This window comes from Dyella sp. AtDHG13, from assembly GCF_003201105.1.
GTDB classification, from domain to species: domain Bacteria; phylum Pseudomonadota; class Gammaproteobacteria; order Xanthomonadales; family Rhodanobacteraceae; genus Dyella; species Dyella jiangningensis_B.
Map to the genome: position 1 here is coordinate 111,572 of NZ_QICJ01000007.1, position 17,675 is coordinate 129,246.

Sequence of the window (17,675 nt, forward strand, 5' to 3'; positions counted from 1 at the left end):
CGCGTGACCTTAACGACTGCCACTAACTAATAAGTGCTGTCCGATGACACACTTACGATCCGCCCTCAACGATCGGTCCAGATCGGTAAAACGAAATCCGCTCACGGGCGTCGTGGCGTGAATGCCTTCCTGACGAGCCAGCGTCGACTGCGCACCTGCATCCGTAGCTCTTCTAGCTCGTTTTGCAATCGCTGTGTCAAAAGCTCTCCCCCGTGGATCCGATCTAAGGCGTCCTTCAGCTTGGCGTGTGCATCTTCGCGCTGAACTTGGGCCTCTTCCAACCGAGCCTGAGCCTCTTCCAGACGGATTTGGCGCTCTTTCGCCACAGCCCGAGCTTCGGCACGCCCCTCTACTAGGGAAAGGTGTTCGGATTCCAACCTAAGTAGTTGCTCCGTAATCACGGCCATTCGCCCTTCCAGTTGGGCGTAATGCTGGACTTTATCAAAATACTGGGCTTCCAAATGTCTCACTGTTTCCTTCATCTGGTGTTCGAGCTGATGGATACGTTCAATTCGCTCCTGTGACAGCCGTGCGAGCTCATCCCGGGCAGCCTCGGCGTCGCCCAGGTTGGCGATAATCTGCTCCAGCGGGCGCTCAAAGAGTTCAGACGCCCCGACAAAGCGTGTATCCCAATCCTCAAGGGGACGCCAATTCCCGCTAGCCATGGCATCGCTGCACAACTGAAACAGCTCTTTCAGCAGTAACGGGATTTCCTGGCGGCGCAAAGAGCCCGGCACCAGACTATGATGTCGGTCTTCAGGACTGAGAAAACCGTCGATCGCAGCAGCTTCATTGGCGATGCTCTCCTCCCAGTCCAGGCCAAGCTGCCTGCCGACCCTGGACAGATTCGAACGCCAGTCGGTCAACAGATCACCGTAGGTGAGCATTGATCGGGGAACACCATGCGTTGCCCTGATGGACTCCGATAAATGCCTTGCCCACATCAGGTAAGAGTGTCCGTGGGACCAGCCATCACGAACTGCCAAAGAATCCGCGACTTCGAGTGGATCCCTGACCATCAGAAGCGCCGTCGCACGAATGTCAAGCCGCTGGAGTGCGGCAAGCCACAGCGGCATCAAACGACACATACGAGGATCCTTTACAGACCACAGTCGCTTACCATCAAAGTCTCGTTTGATAAGCGCACAGATCTCGTCCACCGCGAACAATGCGGCCGGCGAGTGCTGCCAGCCGTCAGGAAGCTCGCGCATGTCATGCCAAGTTCGTCCGAGTGACTCCAGTAGACGATCATGGATTTCGACTGCGTCACTGTGCTCCCAGAATCCCTTCTTGTTATCGTTTTGTGGCGAAAGTAGCCGATCCCCCAATTCGGCACCCAGCAGGCTCAAAACCCTTGTTGCCGCTGAGGTACCGCTGCGATGCATGCCAAGCACCAACACCGCCGTGTCTTGGCCCTTAGAGGCAGACTCAGTCATGAACTTCTCCCTCCAGGGTGAGTTGCGACTGCACGCCAAAATCCACATACCCAGTTGCCAGGCGACCGGGATCTGGCAGGACTCGGAACAACACGGCATCGATGACTCGGTCCAGGAAGGTCTCCTCCTCTCCCACGCGACCACGAATACCGGCATTCATAAAGTAAGTGCCTGGTGCCAGCAGGCATCGGAACCGGAACCTTACCGTGACGGAAGTGCCGGCCTGCACGAAATCAATTGCATCTAGAGGCTGGGAAGTCACTGCGCCGCCAAGCTCCAGCCCCGACACGGATTTGATCAACATGCCAAAACGCACTGCGGCCGAAAGCTTGTCAAACTCCGCGCTATACACGAATACATACTCTGCACCGGATCGCACGACATTGACACGCTGGCCACCGGGCGTTTCCAGATGCGGGTCTACTACCCTACCGCCCCGGGACTCAAAGCGAAGCTCGCTCTGCGAACGCAGGCCTGGATCAAAATAGGCGTCGGGAATGTCTTCGCCAGGCATATCTTCTGGACGCTGGACAGCTATATTGGCGGCATCTGAGCGAACGTTCCCGGCGCGAGTGCCTGATTGCTCGAGCAGTTCCCTTCGATATTTGTCGCGGATGCCCTTCGCCACGGAATCCGGCGCGTAAAGCAACTTCTGGTAGTGAGACACCACACGCTTTGGCGTACCGATGGCCAATAGCTCGCCTCTATCCAGCAGGATAGCGCGATTGCACAACTCCAACACGGTACCCGCCGAATGCGAAACAAAAAGCACGGTGGCGCCATCGTTGCGAATGCGCTCGATTCGAGCAAAACACTTCCGCTGGAAAGCCTCGTCACCGACGGAAAGTGCTTCGTCAACGATGAGAATGTCTGGCGTCACGTTGATCGCCACGGCAAACGCCAGACGAATGTACATGCCACTTGAATAGCTCTTGACGGGCTGATCAATGAAGTCACCGATGTCCGCGAAAGCCACTATTTCATCGAACCGCGCTTCTATCTCCATCCTTGTGAGGCCAAGCAAAGTCCCGTTGAGAAAGACATTTTCCCGGCCGGTGAACTCAGGATTGAAGCCGGCGCCCAGCTCGAGCAAAGCCGCGATACGGCCATTTATTTCCACGTTGCCGAGCGTAGGCGCAAGCGTGCCGCAGATCAGCTGGAGCAGCGTGGATTTACCGGATCCATTGCGGCCAACGATACCGACGGTCTCACCTCTATGCACTTCGAAATCAATGTTCGATAGTGCATGGAACTCTCGATACCAACGACGTTTGGCATCGCCTGCGGCAAACATCTGCATGAGGCGATGATGAGGCTTGTCGTACACCGGGAACGACTTGCACAAGCCCGAAACTCGGATCGACACGTCAGAGGACATCGGCAAATCCTCGACGAGCCGTCATGAAAACCACATAGCCCAGATACGTAAACATGAGCGCACCAAGAGCATAGAGCCCGAGACCCGCCCAGTTCGGAAAATGTCCCCAGAGTGCCACTTCACGCGACTGGTCGATGATGAAGCTCAGCGGGTTAAATTCAAACAACCAACGCACCTCCGGACTGACTGAGGAGATTGGCATGATGGCCGTGGAGGTAAACAGCAATGCAGTCACCAGAACGCCAGTGACCTGCCCGATATCGCGGAAATACACCCCCAGCGCAGACAGCCACCAAGATACGCCCAACGTCAGAATCACCAGCGGCGCAACTGTGAGCGGGAAAAGCACGACCTGCCAGACAAACTGGCGTTCAAGCACTAACTCCAGAACAAAAAAAGCCAACAGATTCGTCAGTAAATGAAAAAGAGCGGACAGCACCATCGGCCACGGCAGTATTTCCAGAGGAAAAATCACCCTCTTCACGTAGCTCGGGTTGCTGACCACCAGCGCTGGCGAACGGCCTATGCATTCAGCCAAGAAGCCGTGAATGATCAGACCGATAAATAGAATAAGGGCGAAGTTGTGCACCCCCTCCGCCGGCTGGGGCCACCGGCTCTTCAGGATACTGCCAAACGCCAGCGTGTACACCGCCAGCATGAGGAAAGGACTGATCAGCGCCCACAACAAACCAAAGTTCGCCCCTCGATATCGCCCGTGAATTTCACGGCGCGTCAACTCGAGGATCAGCGATCTATGCCGAATGGCCACATGAAAGGGCCCAGTGAATTTAGAACCAGCCATTCTGGTGGTTGCCTTCGTTAATCTGCGGATGACTGCGAAGTAGATAGGAGGCAGCGACTTCAGCGCAACGCGTCATCGAGTTCGTTTCGCAAATCGGCAATGTCTTCCACGCCAACCGAAAGGCGAATCAGGCTATCGCTGATGCCCAGGCGCTTGCGATTGGCCGGAGGAATGGAGGCGTGCGTCATAATGGCCGGGTGTTCGATTAGGCTTTCCACGCCGCCAAGCGACTCGGCAAGCGCGAACAGGTGACAACGCTCCAGGACGTTGCGCGCCTTTTTCTGACCGCCCTTGACTTCCACGCTGATGATGCCGCCAAAACCGTCCATCTGCTTCTTGGCCAGCGCATGCTGGGGATGGCTCTTCAAGCCTGGATAGATGACCCTGTCGATCGCAGGGTGCTTTTCCAACCAACGAGCCAGGTCCAGCGCACTGGCACAGTGCTGACGCATGCGCAGGTGCAGTGTTTTTAGGCCACGCATGGCCAGGAAGGCATCAAACGGGCCAGATACGGCACCCACCGAGTTCTGAAGGAACCCCATCTGTTCCACCAACTCGTTGTCGCTGCCAGCGACCACAATGCCGCCGACCATGTCGGAGTGACCATTCAAATATTTGGTTGCCGAATGCAGCACCAGATGCGCGCCAAATTCCAGCGGACGCTGCAGCATTGGCGAGCAAAAGGTGTTGTCCACGACAAGGATCAGGCCATGCTTGTGGGCAAACTCGCCGAGCCTCGCCAAATCCACTAGCTTGAGCATGGGATTGGTCGGGGTTTCCGCCCAAATCATGCGGGTATTGGGCTTCAGTGCAGCCTTGAGTGCCTTGGTGTCATTGAGATCGATGAACGTGAAGTCCAGGCCTGCCGAACGGCGGCGCACGCGCTCGAACAAACGATAGCTGCCCCCATATAGGTCATCCATCGCAATAACGTGACTTCCGCTGTCCAGCAGGTCCAGCACGGTAGCTGCAGCGGCCAAGCCGGAGCCGAACGCGTAACCAGCCTTACCACCCTCCAGGTCAGCCACGCACCGCTCATAGGCCATGCGCGTGGGATTCTGGGTGCGTGAGTATTCGTAGCCTTTGTGAACGCCGGGGCTACTCTGGACATAGGTGGACGTGGCGTAGATCGGCGTCATGATCGCGCCGGTGAAGGGGTCTGGGTGCTGCCCCGCGTGGATGGCTCGCGTACCGAGCCCAAGTACTGTTTTTTTCTTGTTCGTCGCCATGATCACCACGTCAGAAAGCCGGGCCATAAGCCCGATCCATGATTTACCCAAGGATACCGGTAACCGACCTATTTTAGCCGGGAAATGCCCTCCCCGCCGGCACCAGATGAACAGGCCCGTAACTGACTCGTATAAACCGGTGTCTCAAAAGGCATTCGGCCGGGTTTGCTTGAGTTTTCTGGCTTCCCAAAGCGTGACAGAATGGCGAAACATTATTTTCGCCAGTCAGGACTTATGACGACACTGCTAGTTACCGGCGGAGCCGGCTTCATTGGTGCCAATTTCGTGCTTCAGGCCATTGCCCAGGGTCACAGGGTAGTGAACCTGGACAAGCTCACGTATGCGGGCAACCTGGACACTTTGGCGTCGCTGGAGGGAAACGAGCGCCACATCTTTGTGCAGGGCGATATTGGCGACCGCGAGCTGGTTTCCAGTCTCCTGAAGACCCACAAGGTGGACGCAGTCGTCAATTTCGCCGCTGAATCGCACGTCGACCGCTCGATCGACGGCCCTGCTGCGTTCGTCGAAACTAACGTTGTGGGCACACTGGGGCTGCTGGAAAGCAGCCGAGACTACTGGCGTGGGCTGGATGCTTCGGCAGGCAGCGCCTTCCGCTTCTTGCACGTATCCACCGATGAGGTCTATGGCTCGCTTGGCCCGGATGGCAGTTTCAAGGAAACCACGGCCTACGCGCCCAATTCCCCGTATTCGGCCTCCAAGGCCGCGTCGGACCATCTAGTTCGTGCGTTCCATCACACTTACGGCCTGCCCACGCTGACCACCAATTGCTCGAACAACTACGGCCCCTATCAGTTCCCTGAAAAACTGATCCCGCTGATCATTCAGAAGGCCTTGGCCGGCGAGGCTCTGCCGGTTTATGGCGACGGCCTGAACATCCGCGACTGGCTGTACGTTGGCGATCACTGCACTGCAATTCAGCGCGTCCTTGAGGCCGGTCGCGTCGGCGAAACTTACAACGTGGGTGGCAACGCTGAGCGCGAAAACCTGACCGTCGTGAGGACCATTTGCGCCCTGCTGGACGAGCGCCATCCGCTGGCGGATGGTCGACGCCGCGAGTCGCTCATCACGTTCGTCAAGGACCGCCCCGGTCACGACCGCCGCTACGCCATTGACTCCTCCAAGCTGCAGAACGAGCTCGGCTGGCGCCCCTCGCAAACATTCGAAACTGGCATCACCCGCACGGTCGATTGGTACCTGCAGAACAAGGCATGGGTTTCCCGCGTACTTGACGGCAGCTATCGCATGGAGCGGCTCGGCGCATGAGCAATCAAAAGGGCATCATCCTTGCCGGCGGCTCTGGCACGCGGCTGTATCCCATCACGCAGGCGGTGAGCAAACAGCTTCTGCCCGTGTATGACAAGCCCATGATCTACTACCCGCTTGCCACGCTTATGCTGGCGGGTATCCGCGACGTCCTGGTCATCAATACCCCGCATGAACAGGCGCTGTTCCAGCGCCTACTGGGTGATGGCAGCCAGTGGGGCATCAATATCACGTATGCGGTGCAACCTTCGCCGGATGGTCTCGCGCAAGCCTTCATCATTGGCCGCGAGTTTGTCGGGAACAACCCGAGTTGCCTTGTGCTGGGCGACAACATCTTCTATGGCGTAGGCCTTACTGAGCGCATGAAGCGCGCCTCAATGCGCGAGCGCGGCGCTACGGTGTTCGGTTACTGGGTCAAGGATCCGGAGCGCTACGGCGTGGCCGAATTCGACGTTGCAGGCAAGGTCGTCGGTCTTGAGGAAAAACCGACCGAGCCGAAGTCCAACTATGCGGTGACCGGCCTGTATTTCTATGATCATCGCGCACCCGATTTCGCGGCCGAACTGAAGCCTTCGCCACGCGGTGAGCTGGAAATCACGGATCTCAATCGTTGCTACCTCGACGACGAATCGCTGCATCTCGAGCAACTCGGTCGCGGCTATGCGTGGCTGGACACCGGCACCCACGAATCGCTAATGGAAGCAGGCGAGTACATCCAGACCATCGAAAATCGCCAGGGCTTGAAGGTCTGCTGTCCCGAAGAGATCGCCTACGTCAACAAATGGATTGACGCCGAGCAACTGCTTCGCCTCGCCGCTCCGCTATCCAAGACGGGCTACGGCCAGTACCTCCAGAATCTGATCAAACAAGGCTACGTTGGATGAAGTTCATCGAAACCTCCCTGCCCGGCTGTGTCGTCATCGAACCGCAGGTGTTCGGCGATTCGCGCGGTTTTTTCTACGAGAGTTACAACGAAGCCAAGTATCGCGAGGCGGGCATCGATCGGAAGTTCGTGCAATCGAACGTCTCGCGTTCGGCGCGTGGCGTGTTGCGCGGGCTGCATTACCAATGGCCGCATCCGCAAGGAAAACTGGTCAGCGTGCTGGAGGGCGAGGTCTATGACGTGGCCGTGGACATCCGCCGCGGCTCGCCGACGTTCGGCCAGTGGACGGGCGTGATGCTCACCGCTGAGAACCATCGCCACTTCTGGATACCGGAGGGTTTTGCGCACGGTTTTTGCGTGGTTTCAGAATTCGCGACGTTCTCTTACCAGTGCACCGATCTCTACCATGCCCCGGCGGATGGTGGCATCCGTTGGAACGACCCGGCCATCGGCATTGACTGGCCGATCAGCAACCCGCTGTTGTCGGACAAGGACAGCAAGGCCCCCCTGCTTGCCGATGTGACGCCGGAGCGTCTACCGGAGTATCGCGTTTGAAGATCCTGCTGTTAGGTGCCAATGGCCAGCTTGGGCAGACCTTCCTGAAGGAAGGCTCCCTCGCCACGCTTGGAGACGTCGTGCCGGCCACCCGCGACGGATCGGTCGCCGGCGGCACACCTGGCGTCGCGGGCGACCTGTCTTCGCCCGAGGGACTGGTCGCCCTCCTCGATCAAGTCCAGCCGGACGTGATCGTCAATGCGGCCGCCTATACGGCCGTGGACCGCGCAGAGCAGGAAGAGGCGCTTGCCACGCGGATCAATGGCGCCGCCGTGGGAGCCATTGGGCAATGGGCGGCCGCCCATGGCGCCTTGGTACTACATTACTCCACGGATTATGTCTTTGATGGCCAGAGCGCGCAGGCCTACGCCGTCGACGCCGCCACGGCGCCTCTGGGGGCTTACGGCCGCAGCAAGCTGGCCGGCGAGCAGGCGCTGGCAGCGAGCGGTGCGCACCACATGACCTTCCGCACCGCATGGGTCTACGCGGCGCATGGGCAGAATTTCATGCGCACCATGCTCAGGCTTGGGGCGGAGAGAGATGAGCTGCGCGTCGTCGCCGACCAGCACGGGGCGCCGACCTCCACGCTTCTCATCGTGCGCGGCTCGCTCGCGGCGCTACGGGCGTGGATCAAGGCATCGGCCGATGAACGCGGCGCATTGGAAGGCACCTATCACCTCGTGGCCAGCGGCTCCACCACGTGGCATGGGTTTGCCACGGCGATCTTCGAAGAAGCTTTCCATCGCGGCTTGATCGCAAAGAAGCCCACGGTTGCCGCGATCGGCACCGCGGATTTCCCGACACCGGCAAAGCGGCCGGCTTATTCCGTGCTCGACAGCTCGTCTTTTGAAAAGCGGTTCGCGTTTGCCTTGCCCGATTGGCAACAAGGCCTGCACGAAGTGATGGCCGAACTATCTACCCAGGCTCGCTGAACTGACCATGCTCATTCCGCTCATCCTCAGTGGTGGCTCAGGCACGCGGCTATGGCCCGTGTCCAGGCGCAATCTGCCCAAGCAATTCCTGTCGTTGACGGGCCAGGGCACGCTGTTCCAGCAGACGATCGCCCGTACGCGCTTGCTGCCGGACATCGGCTCGCCCATCGTGGTGGCCAGCGAGGACCATCGCTTCCTGGCTGCCGAGCAGTTGCTCGAATCTGGCGTAGAGAACGCGACCATCGTACTCGAGCCCATGGGCCGCAATACGGCACCGGCGATTGCGCTGGGCGCGCTCAAGGCCATCGAGCGCGATGCCGAGGCGCTGCTGCTGGTGCTTCCTGCGGATCACCTGATCGGTGATGCTGAGAGCTTCATCCAGGCCGTCAAGCTGGCACTGCCGGCCGCGGAGGCGGGATGGCTGGCCACCTTCGGCATTCGCCCGGACCGCCCCGAGACAGGCTTTGGCTATATCCGGCGCGCCGAATCCATCGGCGATGGTGCATTCCGCGTTGCCCAGTTCGTGGAAAAGCCGGCGCTGGCCACCGCCGAGTCGTATGTGGCCGATGGTGGCTATGACTGGAACTCGGGCATGTTCCTGTTCAAGGCCTCACGCTACCTGGAAGAACTCGGCCAACACGCGCCCGAAATGCTCGATGCCGTGCGCAAGGCGCATGCCTCCGCCAAAGTGGACCTAGATTTCGTCCGCATCGACGCCGAGCTGTTTTCCAAGGTGCCTGACAACTCCATCGACTACGCCGTCATGGAGAAGACGCAGCGCGCTGCCGTCATTCCGGTGAAGTGCGACTGGAGCGATATCGGCTCGTGGTCGGCACTTTGGCTCGCGGGCGTGCGCGACGCGCAGGGCAATCTGCGCGAAGGCGACACCATCACGGTCGACACGACCAATTCGTTGCTGCGCTCGCATGACCGCCACCTGCTCGCCACGGTGGGCGTCGACGACCTGATCGTGGTCACCACACCCGATGCCACGCTGGTCGCGCATCGGGATGCCGCACAGGACGTCAAGCGCGTTGTCGACGAGTTGAAGGCGGCGGGCCGCACCGAGCACTCGCTGCACCGTGTGGTGCGCCGTCCGTGGGGCAGCTATGACTCGCTGGAATCGGCCGAGCGCTTCCAGGTCAAGCGCATCATCGTAAAACCTGGTGCAGCGCTGAGCCTGCAGAAGCATCATCACCGTGCGGAACACTGGATCGTGGTGTCGGGCACCGCGGAGGTCACCTGCGACGACCGTACGTTCCTCCTCGGTGAAAACCAGAGTACCTATATTCCGCTGGGCAGCGTTCATCGCCTGCGCAATCCGGGCAAGGTGCCGCTCGAGATCATCGAGGTGCAGTCGGGCAGCTATCTGGGGGAAGACGACATCGTCCGGCTGGAAGACGTCTACGGACGCTCCTGACGGTTCCGCCTCCGCAAAGAAAAAAAGCCGCGCATCGCGCGGCTTTTTTTGCATCCGACAACGAATTATTCCACCGTCACCGACTTCGCCAGGTTACGCGGCTGGTCGACGTCGGTGCCGCGCAGCACGGCCACGTGGTAGGCGAGCAATTGCAGCGGTACGGTGAATACGGCCGGTGCGATGAAGTCGCCGCCGCCGTTGATGCGCAGGGTGACGCCCTTCGCGCCGTTGCCTTCCAGGCTGGCTTCGCCGTCGGCAAACACGAGCAGCTCGCCACCTCTCGCACGGACTTCCTGCAGGTTGGACTTGAGTTTGTCGAGCAGCGGGCCGTTGGGGGCCACGGCGATGACCGGCATGTTCTCGTCCACCAACGCCAGCGGGCCGTGCTTGAGCTCGCCGGCAGGATAAGCCTCGGCGTGGATGTACGAGATTTCCTTGAGCTTGAGCGACCCTTCCAGCGCCACCGGATACTGTGCGCCGCGGCCTAGGAACAGAGCGTGCTGGCGATGGATCAGATGGGCGGCCAGGTCGACCACTTGCGGTTCCAGCTTGAGGGCATCCTCGATGGCGCGCGGCAGGTGCTGCAGTTGGTTGCAAAGGTCGATGTATCGCGCGCTGTCCAGCCCGCGATGCTGGGCCAGATGCAGGGCGAGCAGGGCCAGCGCGGCGAGCTGGGTGGTGAAGGCCTTGGTGGAGGCTACGCCGATTTCCGGGCCCGCACGCGTCATCAGCTTGAGGTCCGCCTCGCGAACCACGGAGGACTCCGGCACGTTGCAGATCGCCAGCGTACCGAGATACCCGCGACGGCGTGATTCGCGCATCGCTGCCAGCGTGTCGGCGGTTTCACCCGACTGGGAAATGGCGACGAACAACGTGCCGTCCGGCACCACGGCCTCGCGGTAGCGATACTCGCTGGCCACTTCCACGTTCACCGGCAGGCGTGCGTACTCTTCGATCCAGTACTTCGCCACCAGGCCCGCGTGGTAGCTGGTGCCGCAGGCGATGATGTGCAGGCCGCGCACCTTGTCGAGCAGGTCGTTACCGTCCACGCCGAAGATGTTCGGCAGCACGCCGTGCGGACCGATGCGTGCTTCGAGCGTCGCGGCCACGGCGTTGGGCTGTTCGAAGATTTCCTTCTGCATGTAGTGGCGAAATTCGCCACGCTCCACCGCATCGGCGGAAAGCTCGCTTTCATGCATGGCGCGCTGGACGCGCTGGCCGTCGAGGTTGAAGATCTCGACGCGATCGCGCGTGATCTCGGCCACGTCGTCTTCGTCGAGATAGATGATCTTGTTGGTCACGCGGATCAGCGCCTGCGCATCGGAGCCCAGGAAGTGCTCGCCGATGCCCACGCCCACCAGCAGCGGCGCGCCATGACGGGCGCCGATCACGCGGCCGGGTTCCTTGCTGCTGATCACGGCGATGGCATAGGCGCCTTCGAGCTCGCGCACGGTGGCCAGCACGGCCTCACGCAGGCTCATGCCGGATTCGACGTGTTCGTTGACCAGGGCGGCCATCACTTCGGTATCCGTCTCCGAGGTGAAGACGTGGCCACGCTTCTGCAGGTCGGCCCGCAGGCTGGCGTAGTTCTCGATGATGCCGTTGTGCACCAGGGCCACGCTGCCGGCCATGTGCGGATGCGCGTTGGCCTCGTTCGGCACGCCATGCGTGGCCCAGCGGGTGTGCGCAATGCCGGTGCCACCGGGGAACGGCTGGGCCAGGTACAGGCCCTCCATCTCCCGGACCTTGCCCTTCGCGCGCACGCGGTGGATCTCGCCGCTGTCGAGAACGGCCAGGCCCGCCGAGTCGTACCCGCGGTATTCCAGGGCCTTCAGGCCGGCGATGAGCAAGGGGGCCACGTCACGCTGGGCGGCGGCGGCAACGATTCCACACATGGGTTGTTACTCCTTGAAACGGGCGCGGCGCACACACGGTCGCGGGATCGCGACTTTGTCGACAACCGATTTCAACAAACTTTCACGACCGTGGATCGGAAGGCCCGATGTTCCACTGTCCATGCTGAACGCCCCATCGACCGGGCTTCAATGCACCTTGCGGCGTAGATAGTTCAGCAGATCGATCCGGGTGATCAGGCCCAGGAACTGCTCGCCGTCGACCACGATGGCCACGTGCCCGCGATCGAACACGGGCAACAGGGATTCGATGGGCGAACGTACGTCCAGCATCTGCAGGTTGGTGATCATGGCGGTGGACACGGCGTCGCGGAACTTGGATTCGTCCGCGTGCACGTGCATCAGCACGTCCGATTCGTCGAGGATGCCGACCAGGCGGCTGCCGTCCATCACCGGCAACTGCGAGACGTCGTACAGCTTCATGCGCGTGTACGCCGTCATAAGCAGCTCGTTGGGGCCCACCACCACGGTGTCGCGCTGGGCGAACGGGCGCAGCAGCAGGTCACGCAGGTCGCCGTGCTGTTCGCGCTCGATGAAGCCGTTGTCGAGCATCCAGTAGTCGTTGTACATCTTCGACAGGTACTTGTTGCCCGTGTCGCACACCAGCGTCACCACGCGCTTGGGCGCGGTCTGCTCACGGCAATAGCGAAGCGCGGCGGCCAGCAGCGTGCCGGTGGACGAACCACCCAGGATGCCTTCCTTCGCCAGCAGCTCACGCGCGGCCAGGAAGCTCTCCTTGTCGGGAATCGCGTAGGCCTTCTTCACCCGCGTGAAGTCGCTGATGGTGGGCAGGAAATCCTCACCGATGCCCTCGACCATCCAGCTGCCGGATTTGGTCGAGAGTGTGCCTTCATTGATGTACTGGGCAAGAATGGAGCCGACCGGGTCGGCCAGTACGAACTCGGTGTTCGGCGAGTGTTCGGCAAAGAACTTCGACAGGCCGCTCAGCGTGCCCGACGAGCCGCAGCCCACCACGATGGCGTCGACCTTGCCGTCGAGCTGCTCGAGGATTTCCGGGCCCGTGCTGGCGATATGCGCGGCCGGGTTGTCCGGGTTGCCGAACTGGTTGATGAAATAGGCCCCCGGCGTTTCGCGCGCGATGCGCTCGGCCATGTCCTGGTAGTACTCCGGATGGCCCTTGGCCACGTCCGAGCGGGTGAGCACCACTTCGGCGCCCATGGCCTTGAGGTTGAAGATCTTCTCGCGGCTCATCTTGTCCGGCACCACCAGGATCAGGCGGTAGCCCTTCTGCTGCGCCACCAGGGCCAGGCCCAGACCGGTGTTGCCCGCGGTGCCTTCCACCAGCGTGTCGCCCGAGCGGATCTTGCCGGCCTTTTCGGCCCCTTCGATCATCGACAGGCCGATGCGGTCCTTCACGGAGCCGCCCGGGTTGGCGCTTTCCAGCTTCAGGAAGAGTTCGCACGGTCCAACGTCCAGGCGCTGCGCGCGTACCATCGGGGTACGTCCGATCAGTTCGAGGACACTCTGGTGGACCGACATGGGAACTCCTGGCTGTAGGTGGATCCGGCGCGCCTGGCGGCGACCGTCAGGAGGGCGATGATACCCGAGCCACCGGGTGCCCTTTCGCGGAGTCCATGAACGACACGGCCCCGGAAGCCGTAAGGCGCCGGGGCCGCGTTCATGCGAAAACGTCGCAGATTCAGTTGATGCGGTGCGCTCGGGTATCCCACATGCGCTGGAGTCGCTCCTTGGCGTGGAGCTTTTCCTTCTTCATGCCCGACAACGTCATGTCGTCGATGGGAAGCACGCCGATCTCGGCGTCATGCACCTTGCTGTCGAGCTCCTGATGGTGCTGGTAGAGCCGACGAAACTCGGCGTCGGCCTTCATCAAAGCTTCGACATCATCACGCTGCTGGTTTTCAAACATGATCGAACCTCCTCTGGAGAGAACGGCAGGTGCCTGGAGGGCCCTGCTGACGTTGAATCAGGCGCGCACACCCCCGATCCATGCCGCTTGGACGGGCCATGGAGAACGGTTGGAGAAGAAGGATGGGCGCATGATTCAGGTCGGTGACCCAAGGCGCGACGATGCCCCCTGGGAACTTGACCCTACTCCCGGTTCCGGGGTCATGCAAGCGTCATAGTGGCCTTCACGCTCGGCGGAACTTTCTGAAAAAAGATTGTCAAAACAGTCTTTTGCGCGACGTCAACATCGGCGTCGCGAAATTTGAACGGTAACGGCAACCCGGACGCATCGTCTCGTCCCGTACCAGACAAACGAAAAGGCCGGCGGTGGCGCCGCCGGCCTTTGTTCCTATCGCAAACCGGGGCAGGAGTTACTTGCCCTGGTCCTTGCTGGAACTGTCGCCCTGCATCTGCTGCCGCATGGCGCGGGCGGCCTGGGCTGCCAGGTCGGCCTGCTTCTTGGCCGCGTTGGCCACCTTGGCCTGGGCCGCGGCGAGCTTCTTGGCCTGGTCGGCCTGGGCCTGCGCCTGGGCGGCGGCTTCGGCGCCGGCGGCGATCTGGCGGGCGGATTCTTCCTGCGCGGCCTGGTACTGCAGGCGCTGGCGCTCCAGTTCGCGGCGGGCCAGTTCCGTCTCGCGGCGGCTGCCATCGAGCTGGATCTGGTCGTGTTCGCGGTCGAGCTTGGCGATCTGCTGCTGGGCGTCCTGCAGCTGGGCGGTGGCGCGGGCGAGATCCACGCGACGCTCGGCGATGTAGAGCGCGTGGGCGCGGTCGCGCGAGCGGGCCTGGGACAGCTGGTTCACGGCGTCGTGGGCGCGCGCCTGCTCGGCCTGGGCGTACATGCCCAGGGCCGGATCGCTGGAGAGCTGGCTGAGGCTGTTGTTCAGGCGGGCCACGTCCATGTCGTCCTTGGAGGACGCATGGGCGGCACTGGCGGCGGCCAGGGCCACCAGCAGCATCGAAAGGCGGAAGGTCGGTTTCACAGGTGGCCTCCTTGGTCAGTGCTCGACGCAGGAGCCGGCTGGTTGGGGGGCGGGTTCTGCGGATAGGTCTGGAAGCCCTGCCCCTGCGGGATGGGCTCGCCCAGCGCCGAGCTCGGGGGCGCCGGCATGTCAGGCGTCTGCTCCTGCGGCGGCAGGTTGCTGGGCTGGTTCTGGTCCTGCTGTTGCTGCTCGGCCAGCGACTGCTCGATCTGGTCGCGCAGCTGCTGGTTGGCGGCGGTCTTGCTCTGGATCTGGGCGCGGGCGGCGCCCAGGCGGGCCTTGGCGCGGGCCAGCTCGGCGCTGGCGCGGGCTTCGTCGGCCAGCTGGGCGGCGACGTCGTAGTCGCGCTTGGCCATGGCGTTCTGGGCCTGCATGAACTTGTCCTGGGCGTTCCCGAGGTCGATCGGGTCGTACACCTGGGCGTCGGCATCGCGTGCCGCCTGCAGCTGCATCTGCGCCTGGTTCATGGAGCCGTCCGGCGGCGGCGTGGACGCGCAGCCGGACAGCGCCAGCACCATGGCTAGCGTCAGGGTGGAAACCGCCAGACGGGCGACCCTGGATCGCGCGTTCGACGGGGAAAAGATGTGCACCATCACTCAGTCCTCTCGGAGTGTCGCGGCGTATTGTGGGCGGGCATAATCGCTTTTAGCAATGCGCACGGAACTAGGGGATTCGAGTGGACATTGGTTATTTCCTCAAGCTGATGGTTGACAAGGGCGCGTCGGATATGTTCCTGACGACGGGCGCCCCTGTGAACATCAAGGTCGAGGGCAAGCTGTACCCGTTGGGCAATACCGGCCTGCCCAGCGGCATGGTCAAGAAAATCGCCTATTCGCTGATGGACGAAGGCCAGGTCCCCCAGTTCGAGCGCGACCTGGAACTCAACATGGCGCTGGCCGTGAAGGAAGCCGGCCGCTTCCGCATCAACGTGTTCAAGCAGCGCGGCGAAGTGGGCATGGTGATCCGTGCCATCAAGAGCGAAATTCCCAGTATCGATCAGTTGCAGCTGCCCAGCATTTTCCGCGAACTGATCATGGAACCGCGTGGCCTGATCCTGGTGGTGGGCGCCACCGGTTCGGGCAAGTCGACCACGCTGGCGGCGATGATCGACCATCGCAACCAGAACTCCTCGGGCCACATCCTCACCATCGAGGACCCGATCGAGTACCTGCACCGCCACAAGAAATCCATCGTCAACCAGCGCGAAGTCGGCCTGGATACGCACAGCTATCACGAAGCGCTGCGCAACGCGATGCGCGAGGCGCCGGACGTGATCATGATCGGCGAGATCCGCGACACGGACACCATGGAAGCGGCCATTTCGTTCTCCGAAACCGGCCACCTCTGCCTTGCTACGCTGCACTCGAACAACGCCGACCAGACGCTGGAGCGCATTCTCAACTTCTTCCCGGAATCGGCCCACAAGAACGTGTTGATGAACCTCGCGCTGAACCTGCGCGCGGTGATCAGCCAGCGCCTGGTGATCGGCAAGGACGGCCGCCGCCTGCCGGCGACGGAAGTACTGCTGAACACGCCGCTGATCCGCGACATGATCCGCCGCGGCCAGGTGCACGACATCAAGGAAGCGATGGACCGAAGCCTGCAGGAGGGCATGCAGACCTTCGACCAGTCGCTGTACCGCCTGTACAAGGAAGGCCGCATCGAGCTGGAAGAAGCGCTCAACAAGGCCGACTCCCGCGACGGCTTGGCGCTCAAGGTGCGCCTGTCCGACAGCGGCAACGTCGAAAGCACCGAACTGGTCGGCAACGACCCCTACGGCCTGGGCTTCTGAAGCCTGCCGTCAGGCCGCGGGGCGCGTATCGCCCCGCGCGCCTCGCACCCAGCCGAAGCTGAGCACCCAGCGCGTGCCCTGTTCGATCCGGGTCACGCTGTGTTCCTCCACGTCGGGTCGAAACAGCTTGATGCGACGGCTCGCATGGATGGGCCGGGCGCAGACGAACTCTCCGCCACGGCGCGCCGGCCAAACGATGATGTTGAGACGGTAATGCCGGCCCTGCGCGACGCGGTCGGTATGCGGCGGCACGGACGAACCCTGCGGAAACCTCAGCAGGTAGCAGTCACACGGAAGCGGCCATAGCGTGCCGCCGAGCAGCAGCTTGTCGTAGCCGCTGCCCTGCCGGCCGCGCTGCCATCGCCACAGATGTTTCCAGAACGACGCCATCAGGCCGCCGGGGGCGCGTCAGGCTGGGCTTCGGGCGCTGCCCGCTGGAAGGCTTCCAGCGACTGGCAGGCGTCATGGATGCGACGGATAGTCGGATAGTCGTCCAGCGGCAGCTTCCAGCGCACCGCGTTGTAGAGCTGCGGTATCAGGCAGGCGTCCGCCATGGTCGGCGTATCGCCATGGCAGAAACGGCCGGTGGCGACATTCCCCGCCAGCATGGTCTCCATCGCCCTCAGTCCCAGCCCGATCCAATGACGCGACCACGCGCCCTTGGCTGCGTCGTCCGCCCCGAACTGGGCCGTCAGGTGCTTAAGCACGCGCAGGTTGCCCAACGGGTGGATATCGCAACCGACCACCTGGGCCAGCGCCCGCACCCTGGCCCGGCCGGCCGGGTCGGACGGCAGCAGCGGCGGCGTGGGATGGGTTTCGTCCAGGTATTCCATGATCGCCATGGACTGCGTGAACACCCGTCCGTTGTCGACCAGGCAGGGCACCAGCTCCTGCGGATTCAGGGCTTGGAAGTCGGGCAGGTGCTGCTCGCCGCCCTGGTTCACCAGGTGCACCGCCTTCGACTCGTACGGCAGGCCTTTCAGGTTCAGCGCGATGCGTACGCGGTAGGCCGCGCTGGAGCGCCAATAGCCGTACAACACCAGATCCTGCCCCATACCCTTGTCCTCTCGGCGACATATCGGACAACTAGGATACCTGTCGTGCGGTTTGCATCACCGGGGACCGGGCAGGACAATAGGCGA

Annotated in this window: 17 protein-coding genes; 6 read left to right on the forward strand and 11 right to left on the reverse strand. The window is 61.9% G+C overall.

All coding sequences use genetic code 11. The features are described from left to right. Positions 1 to 101: 101 nt before the first annotated feature. From BDW41_RS13095 to BDW41_RS13110, 4 genes are read right to left on the reverse strand one after another with little or no spacing between them, the layout of a single operon-like run. Positions 102 to 1,436: a hypothetical protein gene (locus BDW41_RS13095; protein WP_074548659.1), complete on the reverse strand. Its 1,335-nt coding sequence runs from the start codon at positions 1,434 to 1,436 to the stop codon at positions 102 to 104. Then, entirely contained in the window at positions 1,429 to 2,814 is a 1,386-nt protein-coding gene (locus BDW41_RS13100) for an ABC transporter ATP-binding protein (RefSeq protein WP_074548661.1), read from the reverse strand. Before BDW41_RS13100 ends, BDW41_RS13095 begins: the two co-directional genes overlap by 8 nt. After that, entirely contained in the window at positions 2,804 to 3,616 is an 813-nt protein-coding gene (locus tag BDW41_RS13105; RefSeq protein ID WP_074548663.1) for an ABC transporter permease, read from the reverse strand. Before BDW41_RS13105 ends, BDW41_RS13100 begins: the two co-directional genes overlap by 11 nt. A gap of 59 nt (positions 3,617 to 3,675) precedes the next feature. Continuing rightward, the gene (locus BDW41_RS13110; protein ID WP_074548958.1) at positions 3,676 to 4,845 is read right to left on the reverse strand and encodes a PLP-dependent aspartate aminotransferase family protein; all 1,170 of its coding nucleotides are present in this window, start codon (positions 4,843 to 4,845) and stop codon (positions 3,676 to 3,678) included. Positions 4,846 to 5,079: 234 nt separating this feature from the next. On the opposite strand from BDW41_RS13110, the gene rfbB reads away from it, so the two are divergent. Genes rfbB through BDW41_RS13135 form a run of 5 tightly spaced genes read left to right on the forward strand, consistent with a single transcriptional unit; the run spans position 5,080 to position 9,919 of the window. Further along, positions 5,080 to 6,129, forward strand: coding sequence for a dTDP-glucose 4,6-dehydratase (rfbB, locus tag BDW41_RS13115; RefSeq protein ID WP_074548665.1), 1,050 nt, complete (start codon positions 5,080 to 5,082; stop codon positions 6,127 to 6,129). Continuing rightward, the gene (rfbA, locus tag BDW41_RS13120; RefSeq protein ID WP_074548667.1) at positions 6,126 to 7,013 is read left to right on the forward strand and encodes a glucose-1-phosphate thymidylyltransferase RfbA; all 888 of its coding nucleotides are present in this window, start codon (positions 6,126 to 6,128) and stop codon (positions 7,011 to 7,013) included. Before rfbB ends, rfbA begins: the two co-directional genes overlap by 4 nt. Further along, a complete protein-coding gene (rfbC, locus tag BDW41_RS13125) occupies positions 7,010 to 7,567 on the forward strand; it encodes a dTDP-4-dehydrorhamnose 3,5-epimerase (RefSeq protein WP_074548669.1) in 558 nt (185 codons plus the stop codon). The genes rfbA and rfbC overlap by 4 nt, the downstream gene beginning before the upstream one ends. Next, the gene (gene rfbD / locus BDW41_RS13130) at positions 7,564 to 8,499 is read left to right on the forward strand and encodes a dTDP-4-dehydrorhamnose reductase (RefSeq protein WP_074548671.1); all 936 of its coding nucleotides are present in this window, start codon (positions 7,564 to 7,566) and stop codon (positions 8,497 to 8,499) included. The genes rfbC and rfbD overlap by 4 nt, the downstream gene beginning before the upstream one ends. Before the next feature lies 1 nt (position 8,500). After that, complete coding sequence (locus tag BDW41_RS13135; RefSeq protein WP_304529196.1) at positions 8,501 to 9,919, forward strand: mannose-1-phosphate guanylyltransferase/mannose-6-phosphate isomerase; 1,419 nt, start codon at positions 8,501 to 8,503, stop codon at positions 9,917 to 9,919. A gap of 65 nt (positions 9,920 to 9,984) precedes the next feature. Here the strand turns inward: BDW41_RS13135 and glmS are convergent, their stop codons facing one another. From glmS to BDW41_RS13160, 5 genes are all read right to left on the reverse strand, one after another. Further along, positions 9,985 to 11,814 carry a glutamine--fructose-6-phosphate transaminase (isomerizing) gene (gene glmS / locus BDW41_RS13140; RefSeq protein WP_074548675.1) on the reverse strand — a complete coding sequence of 610 codons (1,830 nt, stop codon included), beginning with the start codon at positions 11,812 to 11,814 and terminating at the stop codon, positions 9,985 to 9,987. Between the two features lie 147 nt (positions 11,815 to 11,961). Beyond that, the gene (locus tag BDW41_RS13145) at positions 11,962 to 13,332 is read right to left on the reverse strand and encodes a pyridoxal-phosphate dependent enzyme (protein ID WP_074548677.1); all 1,371 of its coding nucleotides are present in this window, start codon (positions 13,330 to 13,332) and stop codon (positions 11,962 to 11,964) included. 160 nt (positions 13,333 to 13,492) lie between these two features. Then, complete coding sequence (locus BDW41_RS13150; protein WP_074548679.1) at positions 13,493 to 13,720, reverse strand: YdcH family protein; 228 nt, start codon at positions 13,718 to 13,720, stop codon at positions 13,493 to 13,495. Positions 13,721 to 14,129: 409 nt separating this feature from the next. Then, positions 14,130 to 14,741: a hypothetical protein gene (locus BDW41_RS13155; RefSeq protein ID WP_233496867.1), complete on the reverse strand. Its 612-nt coding sequence runs from the start codon at positions 14,739 to 14,741 to the stop codon at positions 14,130 to 14,132. Next, positions 14,738 to 15,334, reverse strand: a complete 597-nt coding sequence (locus BDW41_RS13160; RefSeq protein ID WP_083337639.1) for a DUF4398 domain-containing protein — start codon at positions 15,332 to 15,334, stop codon at positions 14,738 to 14,740. The genes BDW41_RS13155 and BDW41_RS13160 overlap by 4 nt, the downstream gene beginning before the upstream one ends. 83 nt (positions 15,335 to 15,417) lie before the next feature. Between BDW41_RS13160 and BDW41_RS13165 the strand changes: the two genes are divergently transcribed. Beyond that, positions 15,418 to 16,533, forward strand: coding sequence for a PilT/PilU family type 4a pilus ATPase (locus BDW41_RS13165; protein ID WP_074548683.1), 1,116 nt, complete (start codon positions 15,418 to 15,420; stop codon positions 16,531 to 16,533). Between the two features lie 9 nt (positions 16,534 to 16,542). Here the strand turns inward: BDW41_RS13165 and BDW41_RS13170 are convergent, their stop codons facing one another. Both BDW41_RS13170 and maiA read right to left on the reverse strand, forming a co-directional pair. Then, complete coding sequence (locus BDW41_RS13170; RefSeq protein ID WP_074548684.1) at positions 16,543 to 16,923, reverse strand: 2OG-Fe(II) oxygenase; 381 nt, start codon at positions 16,921 to 16,923, stop codon at positions 16,543 to 16,545. Then, the gene (maiA, locus tag BDW41_RS13175) at positions 16,923 to 17,588 is read right to left on the reverse strand and encodes a maleylacetoacetate isomerase (RefSeq protein WP_074548686.1); all 666 of its coding nucleotides are present in this window, start codon (positions 17,586 to 17,588) and stop codon (positions 16,923 to 16,925) included. Before maiA ends, BDW41_RS13170 begins: the two co-directional genes overlap by 1 nt. Positions 17,589 to 17,675 lie beyond the last annotated feature (87 nt).

Coding starts and splice junctions, on each gene's coding strand:
- BDW41_RS13105 (WP_074548663.1), bottom strand. CDS start 3,616: ATGGCTGGTTCTAAATTCACTGGGCCCTTTCATGTGGCCATTCGGCAT.
- BDW41_RS13150 (WP_074548679.1), bottom strand. CDS start 13,720: ATGTTTGAAAACCAGCAGCGTGATGATGTCGAAGCTTTGATGAAGGCC.
- maiA (WP_074548686.1), bottom strand. CDS start 17,588: ATGGGGCAGGATCTGGTGTTGTACGGCTATTGGCGCTCCAGCGCGGCC.
- rfbA (WP_074548667.1), top strand. CDS start 6,126: ATGAGCAATCAAAAGGGCATCATCCTTGCCGGCGGCTCTGGCACGCGG.
- glmS (WP_074548675.1), bottom strand. CDS start 11,814: ATGTGTGGAATCGTTGCCGCCGCCGCCCAGCGTGACGTGGCCCCCTTG.
- rfbB (WP_074548665.1), top strand. CDS start 5,080: ATGACGACACTGCTAGTTACCGGCGGAGCCGGCTTCATTGGTGCCAAT.
- BDW41_RS13100 (WP_074548661.1), bottom strand. CDS start 2,814: ATGTCCTCTGACGTGTCGATCCGAGTTTCGGGCTTGTGCAAGTCGTTC.
- BDW41_RS13145 (WP_074548677.1), bottom strand. CDS start 13,332: ATGTCGGTCCACCAGAGTGTCCTCGAACTGATCGGACGTACCCCGATG.
- BDW41_RS13160 (WP_083337639.1), bottom strand. CDS start 15,334: ATGGTGCACATCTTTTCCCCGTCGAACGCGCGATCCAGGGTCGCCCGT.
- rfbC (WP_074548669.1), top strand. CDS start 7,010: ATGAAGTTCATCGAAACCTCCCTGCCCGGCTGTGTCGTCATCGAACCG.
- BDW41_RS13110 (WP_074548958.1), bottom strand. CDS start 4,845: ATGGCGACGAACAAGAAAAAAACAGTACTTGGGCTCGGTACGCGAGCC.
- BDW41_RS13170 (WP_074548684.1), bottom strand. CDS start 16,923: ATGGCGTCGTTCTGGAAACATCTGTGGCGATGGCAGCGCGGCCGGCAG.
- BDW41_RS13095 (WP_074548659.1), bottom strand. CDS start 1,436: ATGACTGAGTCTGCCTCTAAGGGCCAAGACACGGCGGTGTTGGTGCTT.